The organism is Devosia limi DSM 17137 (genome assembly GCF_900128975.1).
In the GTDB taxonomy this organism is placed as follows: Bacteria; Pseudomonadota; Alphaproteobacteria; order Rhizobiales; family Devosiaceae; genus Devosia; species Devosia limi.
The window spans coordinates 38,687-54,637 of sequence record NZ_FQVC01000003.1 but is presented as its reverse complement, the minus strand read 5'-3'; the positions used below and the strand labels follow the sequence as shown (position 1 = coordinate 54,637).

Sequence of the window (15,951 nt, the reverse complement as noted above, 5' to 3'; positions counted from 1 at the left end):
TAAAGGATAAACTGGTGTCCCAGCAGCGTACACGAATGCAGGCTGGGCGGGCTGACGACGGGCTGGGTCCCAATTCGGACATCGGCGCGCGTCTGCGTGCTCTCTATGGCTCGGTACAGGACGAGGGCGTCCCGGACCAGCTGCTCGACCTGCTCGAAAAACTCGATAATGCCGAAGCTGCGCAGGTCGACGCGCAAAAAGGGAAGAGCGCTCGTGGCGGAGAATAAGGACGTGACCGGCGAGCCGACGACGTTCAAGCGCGAGATGCTGGCTACCCTCCCATCGCTGCGCGCTTTCGCGGTATCGCTGACGGGCAAGCACGACAAGGCCGATGATCTGGTGCAGGACACCGTGATGAAGGCCTGGGCCAAGCAATCCAGCTTTGAAATGGGCACCAATATCAAGGCGTGGCTGTTCACCATCCTGCGCAATGAATTCTACAGCCAGATGCGCAAGCGTGGCCGTGAAGTGCAGGATAGCGATGGTGCATTCACCGAGCGCCTGTCCGTGCATCCAGCCCAATATGGCTCGATGGACATGCAGGACTTCAAGAAGGCCCTGGCGCAGCTTCCCGATGACCAGCGCGAAGCGGTGATACTGATCGGGGCGTCCGGGTTCTCCTACGAGGAGGCAGCCGAGATCTGCTCCTGCGCGATTGGCACGATGAAGAGCCGGGTCAGCCGGGCAAGAACGCGGTTGCAGGATATTCTTCAGGTCACCGGCGAGGCCGATTACGGTCCCGATGCCGTGTCGACGCAGGTGACGACGCACAATCACTCATTCTGAAATCACGGAGAGCGCCCTTTGCAGGGCGCCCACCAGCACCGTTTCAGGCACCGGCTTGGTGACAACGGGCACATTTGGCAGGTCGGGTATCCCGCCGGCCAGCGACAGGTCAGTGGTGGTCAGCACCAGCGGTACACCGGTGGAGAGCAAATGGTGCGCGAGTTCAAGGCCGGCATGAGGGGCGTGGCCGACGTCAACGATGGCGAGGGCGAAGGCATTCCAATCGGTCTGGAGCGCCAATGCTTCCTGGGCGGTTCGGGCGATCACGGTTTCGGTGATTGCGAAGTGTTCCAGAACGCGCTCGAGGTCCATGGCGATGAGGAATTCTTCCTCAACCAACAGGGCGATTTTATTGATCGGCACAGCATGTCCCTCGATACAGAAGGGGGCTTTCCTGCGCGTTTGGCGGACGGGCGTCATTTAACAAAGACATGCGCCGGAAAAGATATGAGTGGGGGCGTGGCATGAGCGTGGTCCTGCCCAGCTCAGCGCGTCGCGTGCCCTGCGAGCAGTGTCCGCTGCGCACGATGGCGCAGTTTCGCGCCTTCGAACCGGCCGAGCTCAAGTTCGTTTCCTCGTTCAAAACCGGGGAATTGCAGGCGGAAACCGGCGCGACGCTGCTGTCGGAAGGCGCGCATAGCGCCCATCTCTACACGGTGCTGTCCGGCTGGGCCTTCCGGTACAAGCTGCTGCCGGATGGGCGCCGGCAAATCCTCAACTACATGCTGCCGGGCGATCTCGTTGGCTTGCAGGGCTCGGTGATCGGGGAGATGCAGCATTCGGTGGAGGCGCTGTCGCCGCTGGTGCTGTGCGTGTTCCAGCGCGATCGGCTTGATACGCTGTTCCGCAACCATCCGGGGCTGGGCTTTGACATTACCTGGCTGGCGGCGCGCGAAGAACGCATGCTCGACGATCATCTGCTCAGCCTTGGGCGCCGGACGGCAATCGAGCGGGCAGCTTACCTGTTGGCCTTCCTGCATCAACGGGCAGCCAGCGTCGGGCTATCGGCGACGAGCCGGCTGCATATTCCGATCTCGCAATTGCACGTTGCCGATACGCTGGGACTGTCCATCGTTCATACCAACAAGACCCTGCGCAAACTGGCGGAGCGTCAATATATCAGATGGCTGGACCGGGCCTGCGAGGTCCTCGATGTCGAGGGCTTGATGGCGGTGGCCGGCTGGGAGGGGCTGCCCGACATCAAGCGCCCATTGATCTAGAAACCAGCCTCAAAACCGCCATTGCTCCACGTTAGCCCAATAGATGCAGCCACCAGACAAAGGGTACCTGTCGTGACCAACGCCACCGAAGCGGTCAGCTTTGCATTGTCGCCGCCGCGCAGCGGGCAGCGCTTTGCCGTTCTGGTTTCGCTGGCTCTCGTGCTGGTAGCGGTCGCGGCAGCGCTGTTTCTGGTCCAGGGCGTCGACCGGCAATTGCAGGATGTGATCGGGACCTACGACACACGGCTGCAGGCGCGTGAAGTGTCGATCGGCCTGGCCGAGGCCGAGAGTGGCCAGCGCGGCTATGTGCTGACCCAGAACGATGAATATCTGGCGACGTATCGCAACGCGACCCGCGACATCGAACAGGATCTGGCGGGGCTGAGCGCATTGGTTGCGGACGATGCCAGCAAGGCGGCCCAGGTCGCCAGCATCGGCGAGGAGATCAGGGCCAAGACCGCCGAGATGGATCACAGCATCGGACTGGTTGCCGCCAACCGTCCGTCGCAAGCGCGCTCTCTGGTGGAAACGGGCATGGGCATGCGGCTGATGGACGATGTGCGCGGCTCGCTGGCGCGCTTCATTGCCAATGAAGACGCTCAGTTGCTGGCGCGCAACGAGGCGATCGAGCGCTCGCGGCGCTGGCTGGTGGCGGCGGTGCTGTCGGCGCTGGCAGGGGCGGCGATCCTGGCGTTTTCGCTGTTCAATCGCTCCCAGCAGCAGGTGACGGCGCTGTCGCGTAGCCAGAGTGAATTGAAGGACCAGAATGAAAGCCTCGAGGCGCGGGTGAGCGAGCGGACGCAGGCCCTGGCCGAGGCGACCGCCCATGCCGAGCGGGAACGCGAACGGGTGGAAGCGCTGCTGCAGGACACCAATCACCGGATCGGCAATTCGCTGGCGACGGTATCGTCGCTGCTGGGGCTGCAATTGATGCGTTCGGATTCCGCAGAAGTACGCGCGGCTCTGGAGGCGGCGCGATCGCGGGTGCATGCCGTGGCGTCGGCGCATCGGCGGTTGCGCTTGGGGGGCGATCTTGAAACCACGCAGGCCGACGAGTTCCTGACGGCCGTGCTGGAGGATCTGGAAACCGGGGCCACCGATATTGGCGATGTAACGCTGGTCGGCGAGGTCGAGCCGATCGTCATTGGTGCGCGCGATGCGACGACCCTGGGCATCGTGGTGGGCGAGCTGGTGACCAACGCCATGAAGCACGCCTTTCCCGATGGACGCAGTGGCAATATTATCGTGCGCCTGCAGCGCAACACCGAGGGTGTGGCCACGCTGGTCGTGCTTGATAATGGCATCGGCGTGCCGGACAAGCAGGATCTGGGCGAGGGTGGGCTGGGCTCGGTGATCATCAGGCAGCTGGCGCAGCAGTTTGGTGGCGCGCCACTCTATGAGCGACGTGCTGAAGGGGGCCTGGCGGTGACCGTGGCACTGCCTGAACTGGCAGCCGCCGGGGCATAGGCCCGGACGATATCGGGGCCGCCTTTGCATTGGCCCGCACCGCAGGGAAAAAAATCGCCGCAGCGCGCAACCAAAACCAAGGTCGGGCGTTGCTGGAAGTTAAGGATAGCATTTCAGCTGGAATATCAGGGCATTTTTGCCGCGTAAGCGTCAGGACGAGAAGTGACAGACCTGAATAAGCCCTTACCGGATAAGGTCCGCAGGGTATTAGACGATCCCGGGCGGCTCGAAGTTTTAGCCGCTCTCAATGTTCTTGATTCCGAGGCGGATGCCGACTTTGATCGACTGACCCGCATCGCGGCCCGGCTGTTCGGCACTGAATATGCGCAGGTGACCCTGGTCGATGCCGAACGACAATGGTTTCGCTCCTGCTTCGGACTACCTGGCGCCCCGGCGCAAACCGATGTCGACGTTTCCTTTTGCGCCCATACCCTCGCTGCCGATAGCCCCCATATGGTCGTGCTCGACATGCAGCGCGATGCGCGTTTCCAGACCAATCCCTTTGTGACCGGTTGGCCGGCAATCCGGTTTTACGCCGGGGTGCCGGTGACAGTGCACGGCCAGCGGCTCGGTACGCTGTGCGTGCTGGGTTCCAAGGCGCGCGACCATGTCGATCCGGCGCTGCTGGTGCAACTGGAAGACCTGGCGGAAGTGGCGTCCAGCCTTCTGGCGCTCAAGGACGAAGCGCGGGTGCGGGCCCGCACGGCGGCGGCTCTGCTTCAGGAAGAGTGGCGCCATGCCCTGACGCTCGAGGCCGGCAAGGTTGGCAGCTGGGTGTGGGAACTGCGCAGCGGCGAAGTGTCGTGCAATGACACATTCCGGCGCATGTATGAGCTGCCCGAGGCCGGGCCCATCCACGTCAAGCAGGTGCTGGATACAACGCACCCCGATGACCGCAACATGATGCGGCGGGCGCTCGGCGCCAGCTTCCGGGATGGCTATGATTTCAACGTGGAGGCCCGGCTGGCCGAGAACAACCGCTGGGTGACAATGCGGGGCAGGGTCTATCAACGCGATGCCGAGGGGCGCCCGCTGATCATGATGGGGGTCAGCCTGGATATCTCCGAAAGCAAGCACAGTGCCGAGCAGACGCGGCTGCTGCTGCGTGAACTCAATCACCGGGTCAAGAATACGCTGGCGATGATCCAGTCGGTGGCGCGTCAGACCATTCGGCAAAATCCGGACCCGCGCGAATTCATCAATGCGTTTTCGGGGCGGTTGCGCACCATTTCCGATGCCCATGTGCTGCTGGCCGACCGCGACTGGTCCGGGGTGCAGCTCTATGAAGTGGTCGCCTCGCAATTGGGGCCGCGCTTCCTGGATAATCCGGATCGGGCCGAGATCCGCGGCGAGGACATGACATTGCCGGCCGACCACGCTTTGGGGCTGGGGCTGATCCTGCATGAGCTGACGACCAATGCGCATCGTTATGGGGCCTGGTCGGATCAGAACGGCGTGGTGAGCATCGACTGGGAAGTGCGCAGCCAGCCCAGTCGCGGATTGTCGCTGCGCTGGCGCGAACGCGGTGGGCCTGCGGTTCAGCGGCCGCAGGAATATGGGCTGGGCGCCAAGCTGATCGAGCGGAGCCTCGCCAAGGTGCTCGACAGCAGCGTGCAGTTGGACTTTGCACCCGACGGCGTAGCGGCCGATATCTGGATGCCACTGCCGGCACTGGCCTATTGAGGCGCGCGGAGCCGACCTCCGCGGCCTAGGGAGGCGGTCGCTATCAGTCCCGCTTTGGCGGCGTTGAGCCGCCGCGCAGCAGGTAATAGACGCCGAGCGCCACGACCGGCAGGGCGATGATGCGTGCGGTTGGCGAACTCATCACCACCGGCAGGGCCGTCATCGCAGCCGTGGTCACCGCAGCGCTGGTCTGATTGGCGCGCCGGCGTTCGGCCTCGCGCCGCCTGCGCTCGCCTTCGCCGATCCTGGTGCCCAGAAACGTCGCCAGGGCCAGCAGCAAGAAGCTGCCGGCAAGGATCAGGGCCGCATAGATCGGGCCCAGCCAATCGGCAAGGGCAAGAAACCCTGCCACCAGCAGGAACACGAACGCGATCACCCCGAACAGGCCGATGATCCCATAGGCTACCGTCAGCCGTTTGGCGCGGTCGGTAATCGCTTCTATTTCGAAGCCGAGCAGGGCCGCAATTTGGGGGAAGAGGGCGTTCATGGTTCCTAGCGCCGCGACAGCAGGGCCAGGACGAAGCCGAGACCGATGGCGGTGGCTACCGCGGCCAGCGGCTTTTCGCGGATAGTATCCTTGAGCTGCTGTTCGAGGGCCCCGGCCTGTTCCTGCACATCGTCAATCACGTGCTGCGACTGCTGCTGCAGGTTCTTGACCTCCGACTTGGCGACTTCGCGGGCTTCGGCCACCTTCTCATTGCTGAGACGGGCCAGTGTGTTCGCTATGGCCTTGATATCGTTCTGCAACTGGGCGACCTGGTCTTCAAGCTGCTGTTCCTTGGCGCGGTTGTTGCGCGGGGCGGCAGGCTTGCGACGGGTTGGTGCGGTGGGGGCGAGATCGGGGGTAGTTGCCATGAGAGACGCTCCTTGATGATCAATTCGAGACTGAACGGGATACGGTCGGCCGCACCCCCATTACCAAGCTAAAAGACACCCCGGCACGCATTGAGCGCACCGGGGTGGCAAGGGGCGGGACGAAAGGGGGGCGACCTTCGACCCGCTGGGCGCGTTCCACTAAAGTGAAGCCGGTAAACCGGTGCGCCCATTACCTGCACTCGCTAAATTCGACCCATCAAAACCAGGATCAGGATCACCACGAGAATTACGCCCAGAATGCCGGAGGGGAAGTAGCCAAATCCACGCGAGTAGCCCCAGTTCGGCAGTGCCCCGATCAACAGCAGGATCAGGACGATGATGAGAATTGTACCTAACGTCATGGGGTTCCCCTTCTTTTGACGTGTCTAGAGACGCTTAAAGAATGGCCAGCATCAAACCTGTGGCGGCGAGCAGGATGAGGAATGCAGGCGTCAAGGCGATCAGAACCTGCGCGTAATGCGTACGGCCATCATAGGCCTGAGCCGAAATCGTCCGTGTCTGGTGCATTCCATCCCCCACCGTTCTGCTGTCACTGCCAAGCATTGACAGGCGCTACGTTTGAGTTGACCGGCGCGTTGTTGCGCTTGCCAATTGAACGGGGTGAGAAGGACTTTGGTTCCATCGACCAGTTGCGTGGATTTTATTGAGTTGGCAGATGCTCGAGTGGTGGGGTCGCGCGGGTTGAAGCCGCAGCCCCCTGGCCACTCCCCTCAAGGAGAAGGGGACGCAGGCCGATGGGTTGCGGCCGGGTGGCCCTATTCGACGCGGATGACGTCGACGGACTGGGTGGTCTCGTGTGAGCCATGGGTGCGCAGCACGCCGATGATCGGGGAAATATCGGCGTAGTCGCGGCCGTGGCCGATGGCGATGTGATCGGGTCCGGCGATCATCGCATTGGTCGGGTCGAACTCGATCCAGCCGGTATGCTGGCCGCACCAGACGCGCACCCAGGCATGCATGGCATCGGCGCCTTCCAGTCGCGGTTTGCCGGCGGGCGGGATGGTGCGGAGAAACCCCGAGACATAGCCGGCGGGAATGCCGAGGCCGCGCAGGCCCGCAATCATCACATGGGCAAAGTCCTGGCAGACGCCCTTGCGCAGGGCGAAGGCTTCGTCGGGCTTGGTTTCGACATCGGTGGCGCGTGGGTCATAGGTGAAGTCGCGGTGGATGGCGAGGCAGAGCGCCATGGCGGCGGCTTGCACAGAGACGGTGCCGGTGGCGGCGGTCTCGGCATAGGCGGAGATTTCCGCGATCAGCGGCGCGCGCGGCGAAGCGGCCAGAAAATGGTGCGGGCTATCGGGTGCCACCGACCAGGTGCGGGCGATTTCCTGTCGCAGGGCCATGCGGTTCGGCGACAGGTCGGCGGGCGGCTGGGTGTCTTCGACCTGCACGCGGGCGGTCAGGCGGATGGTCAGGTGATCATGGGGCGCATGATAGGAAATAGTGGTGACCGAATTGCCGAAGAAATCGGTGAACGTGCTCTTGCGCTGCGGCGTGGGATCGAAAGACAGCCCGGCAGCAATGACGCGCTGCACCCCGGCAATCGAGACCGGCGCGACGCGGATCAGGTGACGGCCGCCCTGCACCGGCGCTTCATATTCGTATTTGAGGGCGAGGCGGACATCGTAGAGCATGGCGCTAGACAAAATAGGCGGAGGCCACGAGGCGGGACAGCAGGCCTATATCGGCGGCTAGCTTGTCGAGGCGCTCAGGCGTCATGTCTTCGGGTTCGGCGATGACCAGATCGGTGTGCAATTGCAGCGCCGCCTTGGCCGCCGGGGAAAGTTGCCCGTCATCGACACCGCCGGGCAGGATTTCGATCTGGGCGCGCAATTCGGTCAGCTGGAACAGCACCGAACGCGGATTGAGCGGATCGAGGGTCAGCAGATCAATGGCGCTCTGGGGGCCGGCGCTGACCGAATAGCGACGGCGATGCGACATGACGCTGTCGCCGATCTCCAGCAGCATTTCGAGCGAGCCTTCGGGGGCGTCCTTATCGGTCAGCCAGGCCGTGATGCGCGCGATCTGGATGGCGCGTTCAAGACGGCGGCCGAGTTCGAGGAAGCGCCAGCCGGCAAAGCGGTACATGTTCTCATGCACGAGGCCGGAGAAGCCCGCCAGCTTGCGCAGCAGCACCGTCATGGCACGGGTAGCGTCATCGCCAGAATCGATGATGACGGCGAAGCGCTGCGCGGTTTTCTGCAGATCGTTGAGCGCCAGCCAGCCATCGGGAGAGAAGCGGTCGCGGATCTGCCCGGCGCTGTGCACGGCGCTGTCGATACTCGACAAGAGGCCCTGCGGCATCGGCTCGGTGGCATCGACGTCGATGCTTTCGAGGAAGGTTCGGGTATGGGTAAGAATGGGCAGGTCGGGCTTGCTGAGCTCGGCAAGGCGGGCATTGTAGGCGCGCAAGATGCGCACCGTCGCTTCGCAGCGCTCGGCATAGCGGCCCAGCCAGATCAGGTTGTCGGCGGCGCGGCTGGGCAGACTGCCGGGCGAATTGCGCACCAGCTTCTGGCCATCCTGGGGGAGCAGCGAGACGCGCTCGACCGGCTTGGATGAGACCACCCAGACGTCGGCGGCCTGGCCACCATGCTGCATCGCAATGGCACTGGTGTCCTCGGTGGAGCCGACGCGGGCGAAGCCGCCGGGCATGATGGTCCAGCCGGCCTCGGTGCGTGCCGCATAGACTCGCAGGGTAATCGGGCGCGGCTGCAGCTTGCCATCGACATAGACGGGGGCAGTCGACAGCTGCACCTGTTCCTGGCCGACATAATCGGCGCCATTGCTGCGAATGCGCTCGATCAGCTGGGCCTTCTGCTCTGGTGTCATCGATGAGCCCAAGGCGGTGCCGCGGACATCGTCAAAGGGCAGGGTGGTGGCGAAGGCCGGGCCGATCATCAGCCTGTCGAAATTGGCGATGACGTGGTTGCGCTCCTTTTCCTGTCCGCACCACCAGGTGGCGATTGCGGGCAGCTTGAGCGGCGCGCCCAGCAGGGCCTTGGAGAGGGCGGGCATGAAGGCGGCGAGGGCGCGGGTTTCGAGTATGCCGGTGCCCATGGCATTGATCATCGAGATCGAGCCATGGCGCAGCGCCTCGACCATGCCTGGGGTGCCGATGCGGCTGTCATAGCGCAGTTCGAGCGGGTCGACGAAGGAGGCGTCCATGCGGCGCCAGAGCACGCTGACCGGCTTGAGGCCGGCCACGGTGCGCACCATGACCTGATCGCCCTCGATGACCATGTCATCGCCTTCGAGCAGCATCAGCCCGAGATAACGGGCGATATAGGCGTGTTCGAAATAGGTTTCGTTGAGCTGGCCGGGCGTGAGGATACCGACGCCGCCGCCGTCGCGCTTGCCCAGCGCGAAGAGGTGATCGCGGAAGCCGCGGAAAAAGCCCGCCAGCCGCTCGATATTGAGATCGGCATAGATTTCCGACAGCGCCCGGGTGGTGGCGACGCGGTTTTCCAAGGCGAAGCCGGCGCCGGAGGGCGCCTGCGTGCGATCGCCCAGCACCCACCAGGCCCCATCGGGGCCGCGGCCCAGCTCGAAGGCGCAGAAATGCAGGTAATGGCCGCTGGCTGGCGGGACCCCGACCAGGGGGCGCAGGAATTCGGCATTGCGGGCGACCAGTTCGGGCGGCAGCAGGCCGCGGCTGACCAGGGTATTGTCGCCATAGACGTCATCGACGATCTGCTCGAGCAGTTCGGCGCGCTGCACCAGGCCCTCGCTGATGCGGGTCCATTCATCCTCGCCGATGAGCAGCGGAATATGGGCCAGCGGCCAGGCGCGTTCCTTGCCGGCAGCGCCGTCATATTTGCGATAGAACACCCCGGCATCGCGCAGATATTGATCGGCGCGTTCAAAGCGGGCGCTGAGCTCGGTGGGGCCAAGCGCATCGAAGGCAGCCATCAGCGCCGCCCAGCCCGGCCGAATCTTGCCGTCTGGGTCGATCATTTCGTCGGGCACGCCGGGCTTCAGCTGGTAATCAGCAATAATGCTGGGGCCGAAGGGGGGCTTGCCGCGGGTCTGCTGGCTGCGGGTGGTCATGGCGCTACGTGAACCGCGCCGGACGCCGCAGGTCAAGCGTTAGCGGGAATTCGTCCGCGGGTCTTTCGTCGCGGAGCACAAAGCCGCCACCGGTGTAATTCTGCGGTACGAAGCGGGCGAGGCGGCGGGCCTCGGCCTCGTTGCCATTGACCGGGAAGGTATCGTAGCTGCGCCCGCCCGGATGGGCGACGTGATAGACGCAGCCGCCAATCGGGCGCTGGCTCCACTTGTCATAGATGTCGAATACCAGCGGCGTATTGACCGGCAAAGCGGGATGCAGGCCCGAGGCGGGCTGCCACGCCTTGAAGCGCACGCCGGCAATGGCGGTGCCGGCGGTATCGGTTTGCCGGAGCGGCACGGGGCGCTGGTTGCAGGTGACGGCATAGCGCTCGGGATTGATGCCGTCGAGCTTGACCTGCAGGCGCTCGACCGACGAGTCAACGAAGCGCACGGTGCCGCCGATGGCGCCCTGTTCGCCCATGACGTGCCAGGGTTCCAGCGCCTGGCGCAGTTCGAGCTTGACGCCCTCATATTCAATCTCGCCGCAGAACGGGAAGCGGAATTCGAGCTGGGCGGCGAACCAGGCCGGATCGAGTTTGAAACCGTGGCGGTCGAGATCGGCCAGTACGTCGAGGAAATCGGCCCAGACATAATGGGGCAGCATGAAACGGTCATGCAGCGTGGTGCCCCAGCGCACAAAGCTGCCATCGGCGGGGTTTGCCCAATAGCGGGCAATCAGCGCCCGGATCAGCACCTGCTGGGCCAGCGACATGCGGGCATTGGGCGGCATTTCAAAGCCCCGGAATTCAACGAGGCCGAGCCGTCCGGTCGGGCCATCGGGCGAGAACAGCTTGTCGATGCAGATCTCGGAGCGATGGGTATTGCCGGTGACGTCAGCCAGGAGGTTGCGGAACAGCCGATCGACCAGCCAGGGCAGCGGCGCCGGCTCCCCCGATTGCGGATGGGGCACCTGCGCCATGGCGATTTCGAGTTCGTAGAGGCTGTCATGACGCGCCTCATCAAAACGCGGTGCCTGGCTGGTGGGGCCGATGAACAGGCCGGAAAACAGATAGCTCATCGCCGGATGACGCTGCCAATGCAGCACCAGCGATTTCAGCAGATCGGGCCGGCGCAGGAACGGGCTGTCATGCGGGGTCGCGCCGCCGACCACGACGTGATTGCCGCCGCCGGTGCCGGTATGGCGGCCATCGATCATGAATTTATCGGCACCGAGCCGGGACTGGCGGGCCTCTTCGTAGATGGCTGACGTGGTGGCGACGCAATCATCCCAGCTGGAGGCGGGATGGATATTGACCTCGATGACGCCGGGATCGGGGGCAACGCGAATGACATTGAGGCGCGGATCGTGTGGCGGCGCATAGCCTTCCAGATGCACCGGCTGGCCGATGGTTCGGGCGGCGGCTTCCACGGCGCTGATCAGTTCGAGATAGTCCTCGAGTTTTTCGACCGGCGGCAGGAAGACGCAGAGGCGATGATCGCGGATTTCAGCGGTGACGGCAGTGCGCACCTCGCCTTCGATTTCGCTGATTTCCTGCTCGATCCGCTCCTGCTGTTCGGTCGCGGCGGTGAAATCGGCTTGGGCCTGAGCGCGGGGATCGGCCTGAAGTCCCAGCTGGCGCGGGGCCAGCATATCAGCGGGATCGGGCAGCACGCCGCGCGGCGCACCGGGGTCCTGCGCCACCACATGGGGATAGGATGTGGGCGCGATATGCTTGAGCGCGGACAGCGGCAGGCGATAGCCTGCCGGGCTGTCGCCGGGGGCGAGGAACAGCTTGCCGCGGCGGGTCTTCCACTTCTCGGTCAGCCACGGGCTGGAGGCGGCGGCGTTCCAGCGCTGCACCGGCAGCACATAGCCAGTGGGATTGGTCAGCCCGCGCTCGAACACCTTGGCGATGCGGGAGCGGGCTTCGGGATCAGCCAGCTCGGAATTGGCCGGGTCGACATTGACCGGCAGATTGGCCTCCTTGAGCAGCCATTCGCCGGGGTCCTCATAGGCCTCGTCGATGGTGTCGCCGGTGAGGCCGAGATTGCGGGCAAAGGCCTCGAGGAATTTGCGGGCATCGTGGTGGGTTGCTGATGTTTCGACCCCTTCGCGGGCCACCAGCGCCTCGTCCTGCCAGACCGGTTTGCCGTCGACGCGCCAATAGAGCGAGAAGGTCCAGCGCGGCAGGGTTTCGCCGGGATACCACTTGCCCTGGCCGTAATGCAGGAGACCGGCGGGCGCGAAACGGGTGCGCAGGCGCCGGATCAGGTCATCGGCCAGCGCGCGCTTGGTGGGGCCGACAGCGCCGGTATTCCACTCATCGGCCTCGAAATCATCGACGGAGACGAAGGTCGGCTCCCCGCCCATGGTGAGACGGACGTCATTGGCGGCGAGGACGCTATCGACCTGCTTGCCCAGTGCGTTGAGTTCGTCCCAGGCGGCGTCGGAAAAGGGCTTGGTGATACGCGGATGTTCGGCAACGCGGTCGACGCGCATGTCGAAGGCGAAATCGACTTCGGCATAGGAGGCAAAGCCCGAGATCGGCGCGGCATTGCGATAATGCGGGGTGGCGGCCAGCGGCACATGGCTTTCGCCTGTGAGCAGGCCCGAAGTGGGATCGAGGCCGACCCAGCCGGCGCCGGGCAGGTAGACCTCGCACCAGGCGTGCAGGTCGGTGAAATCATGATCGGTGCCGGCCGGGCCATCGAGCGCGACCAGGTCGGGCTTGAGCTGAATCAGGTAGCCGGACACGAAGCGGGCGGCGAGGCCGAGATGGCGCAGCAGCTGGACCAGCAGCCAGCTGGAATCCCGGCAGCTGCCGCGGCGATTGCCCAGGGTTTCCTCGGGCGACCAGACGCCGGTTTCCATGCGCACGATATAGGCGATGTGCTGCTGCAGCGAGGCATTGAGGCCGGTGACGAAATTGACCGTGTTCATCGAAGTGCGGTCGATATTGGCAAGGAACTGGCCCAGCAGCGGGCCGGCCGGCTCGGGCTGCATATAGATGGAGAGATCCCTGCGGATATCCTCGGGATATTGGAACGGCCAAATCTCGGCCGACTCTTCGACGAAGAAATCGAACGGATTATAGACCGTCATATCGGCAACCAGATCGACTTCGATCTTGAGCTCGGAAACCGGCTCGGGAAAGACGAAGCGCGTCAGGAAATTGCCGTAGGGGTCCTGCTGCACATTGACGAAGTGATTGCCCGGCGACACCCGCAGCGAATAGCTCAGCACCTTGGTCTTGGAGTGAGGCGCCGGCTGAAGCCGGATGATCTGAGGCTGCAGAACGACCGGACGGTCGTATTTATAGTGAGTCAGATGGTAGACGGCGGCTTTGATCGACATGCTTACGCGTCGCTCGCTTCAAGTGCCACGAATTATGACTTCCCAAAGAGGAGCTTAGCGGGGATTGGGTGACGCCGCTAGGCAGGTTCGGTGCAATGCTGGGGGCGCTGCTGCTATGGGGTGGGGTGTCACCCAGGTTTTCAACGCACGCGGTGCCATCCCGGCTCTCGCCGGGATGGCACCGCTTGCGTGGCCGGGCCTTGAGGCACCGTCTCAAGCCATCGCCTCAATCACCTGGCGTTGGCGGTGCATCTCGAGGAATATCGCGTAGTCCTTGTCGAATTGGGGGCGGGCGGCGGCGTTGGGGGCATGGGCGCAGCCGCCTTGCTGCATGGCGGCGCAGGCCTGGTCGAGGCTGGGATAAAGCCCGGCGGCGGTGGCGGCGACCATGGCCATGCCGAGCAGTGTCGCATCCTTGGCGGCGGGCTCGACTACGGTGCAGCCGGTGGCGTCGGCATAGAGTTCCATCAGCAGCGGGTTCTTGGTGTGACCACCGGTGACGTGCAGCGTATCGATGGCGTAACCGCGGGTGTTAAAGGTTTCGAGGATGTGGCGAACGCCGAGCGCGATGGCGACGGCGGCCCGCCAATAGAGCCGGCAGAGGCTGTCGAAATCGCTATCGAGCGTGAGCCCGGAAATGACGCCCAGCGCCTGCGGATCGGCCAGCGGCGAGCGATTGCCGTGAAAATCGGGCAGGACATGCAGGCGATTGGCGAGGGCGAGACCCTCGTGGCGGCGCAGTTCCATGACGCGCTCGGCAATGCGGCGATGCATGGCAGCGTCGGGTTCGCCGCCGGCGCCATGCCAGCGGATGATGTGATCGAGCAGTGCGCCGGTGGCCGATTGCCCGCCCTCATTGAGCCAGACGCCGGGCAGCACGGCGCCGAAATAGGGGCCCCAGACGCCATTGGTCGGGCGCGCTTCAGCCGAGAGCGCCATGACGCAGCTGGAGGTGCCGGCGATCAGCGCCAGGTGGCGGTCGATGGTATCGACTTCGCGGGTGAAGGCGCCGAGCACACCCAACGCTCCCGCATGGGCATCGATCAATCCGGCGCCGACGCGGCAATCGGTGGTGAGGCCGAGATCGGCGGCGGCGGCAAAGGTCAGCGGGCCGAGATCGGTGCCGACAGGGCTTGCTGCATCGGGCAGAGCGGCGCGTTCAAGCATATCGGCCAGCCCGACCTGGGCGAGGAAATCGGGACGCCAGCCTGCCTCGGCATGGGCAAGATAGGTCCATTTGCAGGTGAGGGTCGATTGGCTGCGCGCCTGCGAGCCCGTGGCTTTCCAGGACAGGAAATCGGCCAGATCGAAAATCATGCCGGCGCGGCTCCAGCTCGCTGGCATATGCCGCTTGAGCCACATCAGCTTGGGCACTTCCATTTCCGGCGACATGACGCCGCCGATGAAATTGAGCACCTCATGGGCGGTCGCGGTGCATTCCCCGGCCTCGGCCAGGGCGCGATGGTCGAGCCAGACAATGGTGTCCCAATTGTCGCTGCCATTGGTGGAGACAGTGACCGGGTCGCCGGCGCGGTCGCGCACCACCAGCGAGCAGGTGGCGTCGAAGGCGATGCCGACAACATCGGCAGGCTGAGCCGAGGCGGCAGACATGGCATCGCGCACGGCGCCGCAGACGGCGGCCCAAATCTGTTCGCTGTCATGCTCGGCATGATTGGCGTCGGTGCGGTTCATGGCGATAGGGCGCTCGGCGCGACCCAGCAGATCGCCCGCGGTCGTGATCACGCCCGCCCGGGCGCTTCCCGTGCCCACATCCACTGCCACCAGCAGGCTTTGCTTCAACGCTACTGCGCCTTCTTGTCGGTTCGCAGCGAGCTTACAAGATCGGGCAGGGCCTGCATATCGTCGAAAACGGCATTGGGTTGCAGGGCCTGGATAACAGGGCGCAGGCCACTGGGCGCGATGTGACTGCCACCGATATAGCCGAACACGGCCATGCCAGCGGCGCGGGCCGCCTGAATGCCGGCGGGGCTATCCTCGATGACCAGACAGCGCTCGGGCGCTACGCCCATATGGCGGGCGGCATAGAGGAAGAGGTCGGGCGCCGGCTTGCCGTGTTCGACCATGCTGGCCGAAAAGATGCGGCGGCCGAAATGGGGGCGCAGGCCGGTCAATTCGAGACTGAGCTGGATGCGTTCCAGCTGGCTGGAGGAGGCAACGCAGAAGGGAATGGCGAGGGCGGTCAGGGTTTCGGCAATATTCGGCGTCGGCCGCAGCTCCCGCCGATAGAGTGCATAAAGGTCATTGCGCATCGATTGCAGCGCCGGGGGACCGAGCGGCATGCCGTGGCTGTCGCGCAGGCTGGCCGAGATGGAGAGCAGCGAGCGGCCGAGATAATCGCGGTAGGCAACGGCCGGATCGATATCGATGCCCTGCATGGCAATGGCGGCGATCAGCACGCGCATGGCGAGTGGCTCGCTATCCACCAGCACGCCATCGCAATCGAAGATAATGAGGTCTGGCTTGGTCATGCAGCGAAACGAACTATGTCGATGA

The 15,951-nt window shown here is 64.3% G+C and carries 15 protein-coding genes; 5 read left to right on the top strand and 10 right to left on the bottom strand.

Going from position 1 to position 15,951, the window contains the following annotated elements:
- The first annotated feature begins 14 nt into the window (after window positions 1-14).
- Both BUA69_RS05715 and BUA69_RS05710 read left to right on the top strand, forming a co-directional pair.
- Entirely contained in the window at window positions 15-227 is a 213-nt protein-coding gene (locus BUA69_RS05715; protein WP_425283943.1) for a NepR family anti-sigma factor, read from the top strand.
- Complete coding sequence (locus BUA69_RS05710; RefSeq protein ID WP_280136809.1) at window positions 214-786, top strand: RNA polymerase sigma factor; 573 nt, start codon at window positions 214-216, stop codon at window positions 784-786. Before BUA69_RS05715 ends, BUA69_RS05710 begins: the two co-directional genes overlap by 14 nt.
- On the opposite strand, the gene BUA69_RS05705 is transcribed toward BUA69_RS05710, so the two are convergent.
- Window positions 778-1,149 (bottom strand): response regulator, encoded by a 372-nt coding sequence (locus BUA69_RS05705; protein WP_046135389.1) that lies wholly within the window; start codon window positions 1,147-1,149, stop codon window positions 778-780. The genes BUA69_RS05710 and BUA69_RS05705 overlap by 9 nt on opposite strands.
- A 101-nt stretch (window positions 1,150-1,250) precedes the next feature.
- Here BUA69_RS05705 and BUA69_RS05700 point away from each other — a divergent pair, with 101 nt between their 5' ends.
- The 3 genes from BUA69_RS05700 to BUA69_RS05690 all read left to right on the top strand — a co-directional run bounded on the left by BUA69_RS05700 (window position 1,251) and on the right by BUA69_RS05690 (window position 5,156).
- The gene (locus BUA69_RS05700) at window positions 1,251-2,006 is read left to right on the top strand and encodes a Crp/Fnr family transcriptional regulator (protein WP_046135390.1); all 756 of its coding nucleotides are present in this window, start codon (window positions 1,251-1,253) and stop codon (window positions 2,004-2,006) included.
- A 72-nt stretch (window positions 2,007-2,078) separates the two neighbouring features.
- Window positions 2,079-3,473 (top strand): sensor histidine kinase, encoded by a 1,395-nt coding sequence (locus tag BUA69_RS05695; RefSeq protein ID WP_052950568.1) that lies wholly within the window; start codon window positions 2,079-2,081, stop codon window positions 3,471-3,473.
- Between the two features lie 162 nt (window positions 3,474-3,635).
- Window positions 3,636-5,156: a sensor histidine kinase gene (locus tag BUA69_RS05690; protein ID WP_046135391.1), complete on the top strand. Its 1,521-nt coding sequence runs from the start codon at window positions 3,636-3,638 to the stop codon at window positions 5,154-5,156.
- A 43-nt stretch (window positions 5,157-5,199) separates the two neighbouring features.
- Here BUA69_RS05690 and BUA69_RS05685 read toward each other — a convergent pair whose 3' ends face one another.
- The 9 genes from BUA69_RS05685 to BUA69_RS05650 form a co-directional block, all read right to left on the bottom strand.
- Entirely contained in the window at window positions 5,200-5,643 is a 444-nt protein-coding gene (locus BUA69_RS05685; RefSeq protein WP_052950570.1) for a hypothetical protein, read from the bottom strand.
- Window positions 5,644-5,648: 5 nt separating this feature from the next.
- A complete protein-coding gene (locus BUA69_RS05680; protein ID WP_052950571.1) occupies window positions 5,649-6,011 on the bottom strand; it encodes an ElaB/YgaM/YqjD family protein in 363 nt (120 codons plus the stop codon).
- A 203-nt stretch (window positions 6,012-6,214) separates the two neighbouring features.
- Entirely contained in the window at window positions 6,215-6,373 is a 159-nt protein-coding gene (locus tag BUA69_RS05675; RefSeq protein ID WP_072866485.1) for a DUF3309 family protein, read from the bottom strand.
- Window positions 6,374-6,407: 34 nt separating this feature from the next.
- On the bottom strand, window positions 6,408-6,539 hold the full coding sequence (locus tag BUA69_RS21400; protein ID WP_280136810.1) for a hypothetical protein: 132 nt from the start codon (window positions 6,537-6,539) through the stop codon (window positions 6,408-6,410).
- A gap of 248 nt (window positions 6,540-6,787) precedes the next feature.
- The gene (locus tag BUA69_RS05670) at window positions 6,788-7,666 is read right to left on the bottom strand and encodes a transglutaminase family protein (protein WP_046135392.1); all 879 of its coding nucleotides are present in this window, start codon (window positions 7,664-7,666) and stop codon (window positions 6,788-6,790) included.
- Window positions 7,667-7,670: 4 nt separating this feature from the next.
- A complete protein-coding gene (locus tag BUA69_RS05665; RefSeq protein ID WP_046135393.1) occupies window positions 7,671-10,082 on the bottom strand; it encodes a circularly permuted type 2 ATP-grasp protein in 2,412 nt (803 codons plus the stop codon).
- Between the two features lie 4 nt (window positions 10,083-10,086).
- Entirely contained in the window at window positions 10,087-13,437 is a 3,351-nt protein-coding gene (locus BUA69_RS05660; protein WP_046135394.1) for a transglutaminase family protein, read from the bottom strand.
- A 213-nt stretch (window positions 13,438-13,650) separates the two neighbouring features.
- Complete coding sequence (locus tag BUA69_RS05655; protein ID WP_072866484.1) at window positions 13,651-15,237, bottom strand: FGGY-family carbohydrate kinase; 1,587 nt, start codon at window positions 15,235-15,237, stop codon at window positions 13,651-13,653.
- Window positions 15,238-15,239: 2 nt separating this feature from the next.
- Window positions 15,240-15,926, bottom strand: a complete 687-nt coding sequence (locus BUA69_RS05650) for an HAD family hydrolase (protein WP_046135396.1) — start codon at window positions 15,924-15,926, stop codon at window positions 15,240-15,242.
- Window positions 15,927-15,951: the final 25 nt, after the last annotated feature.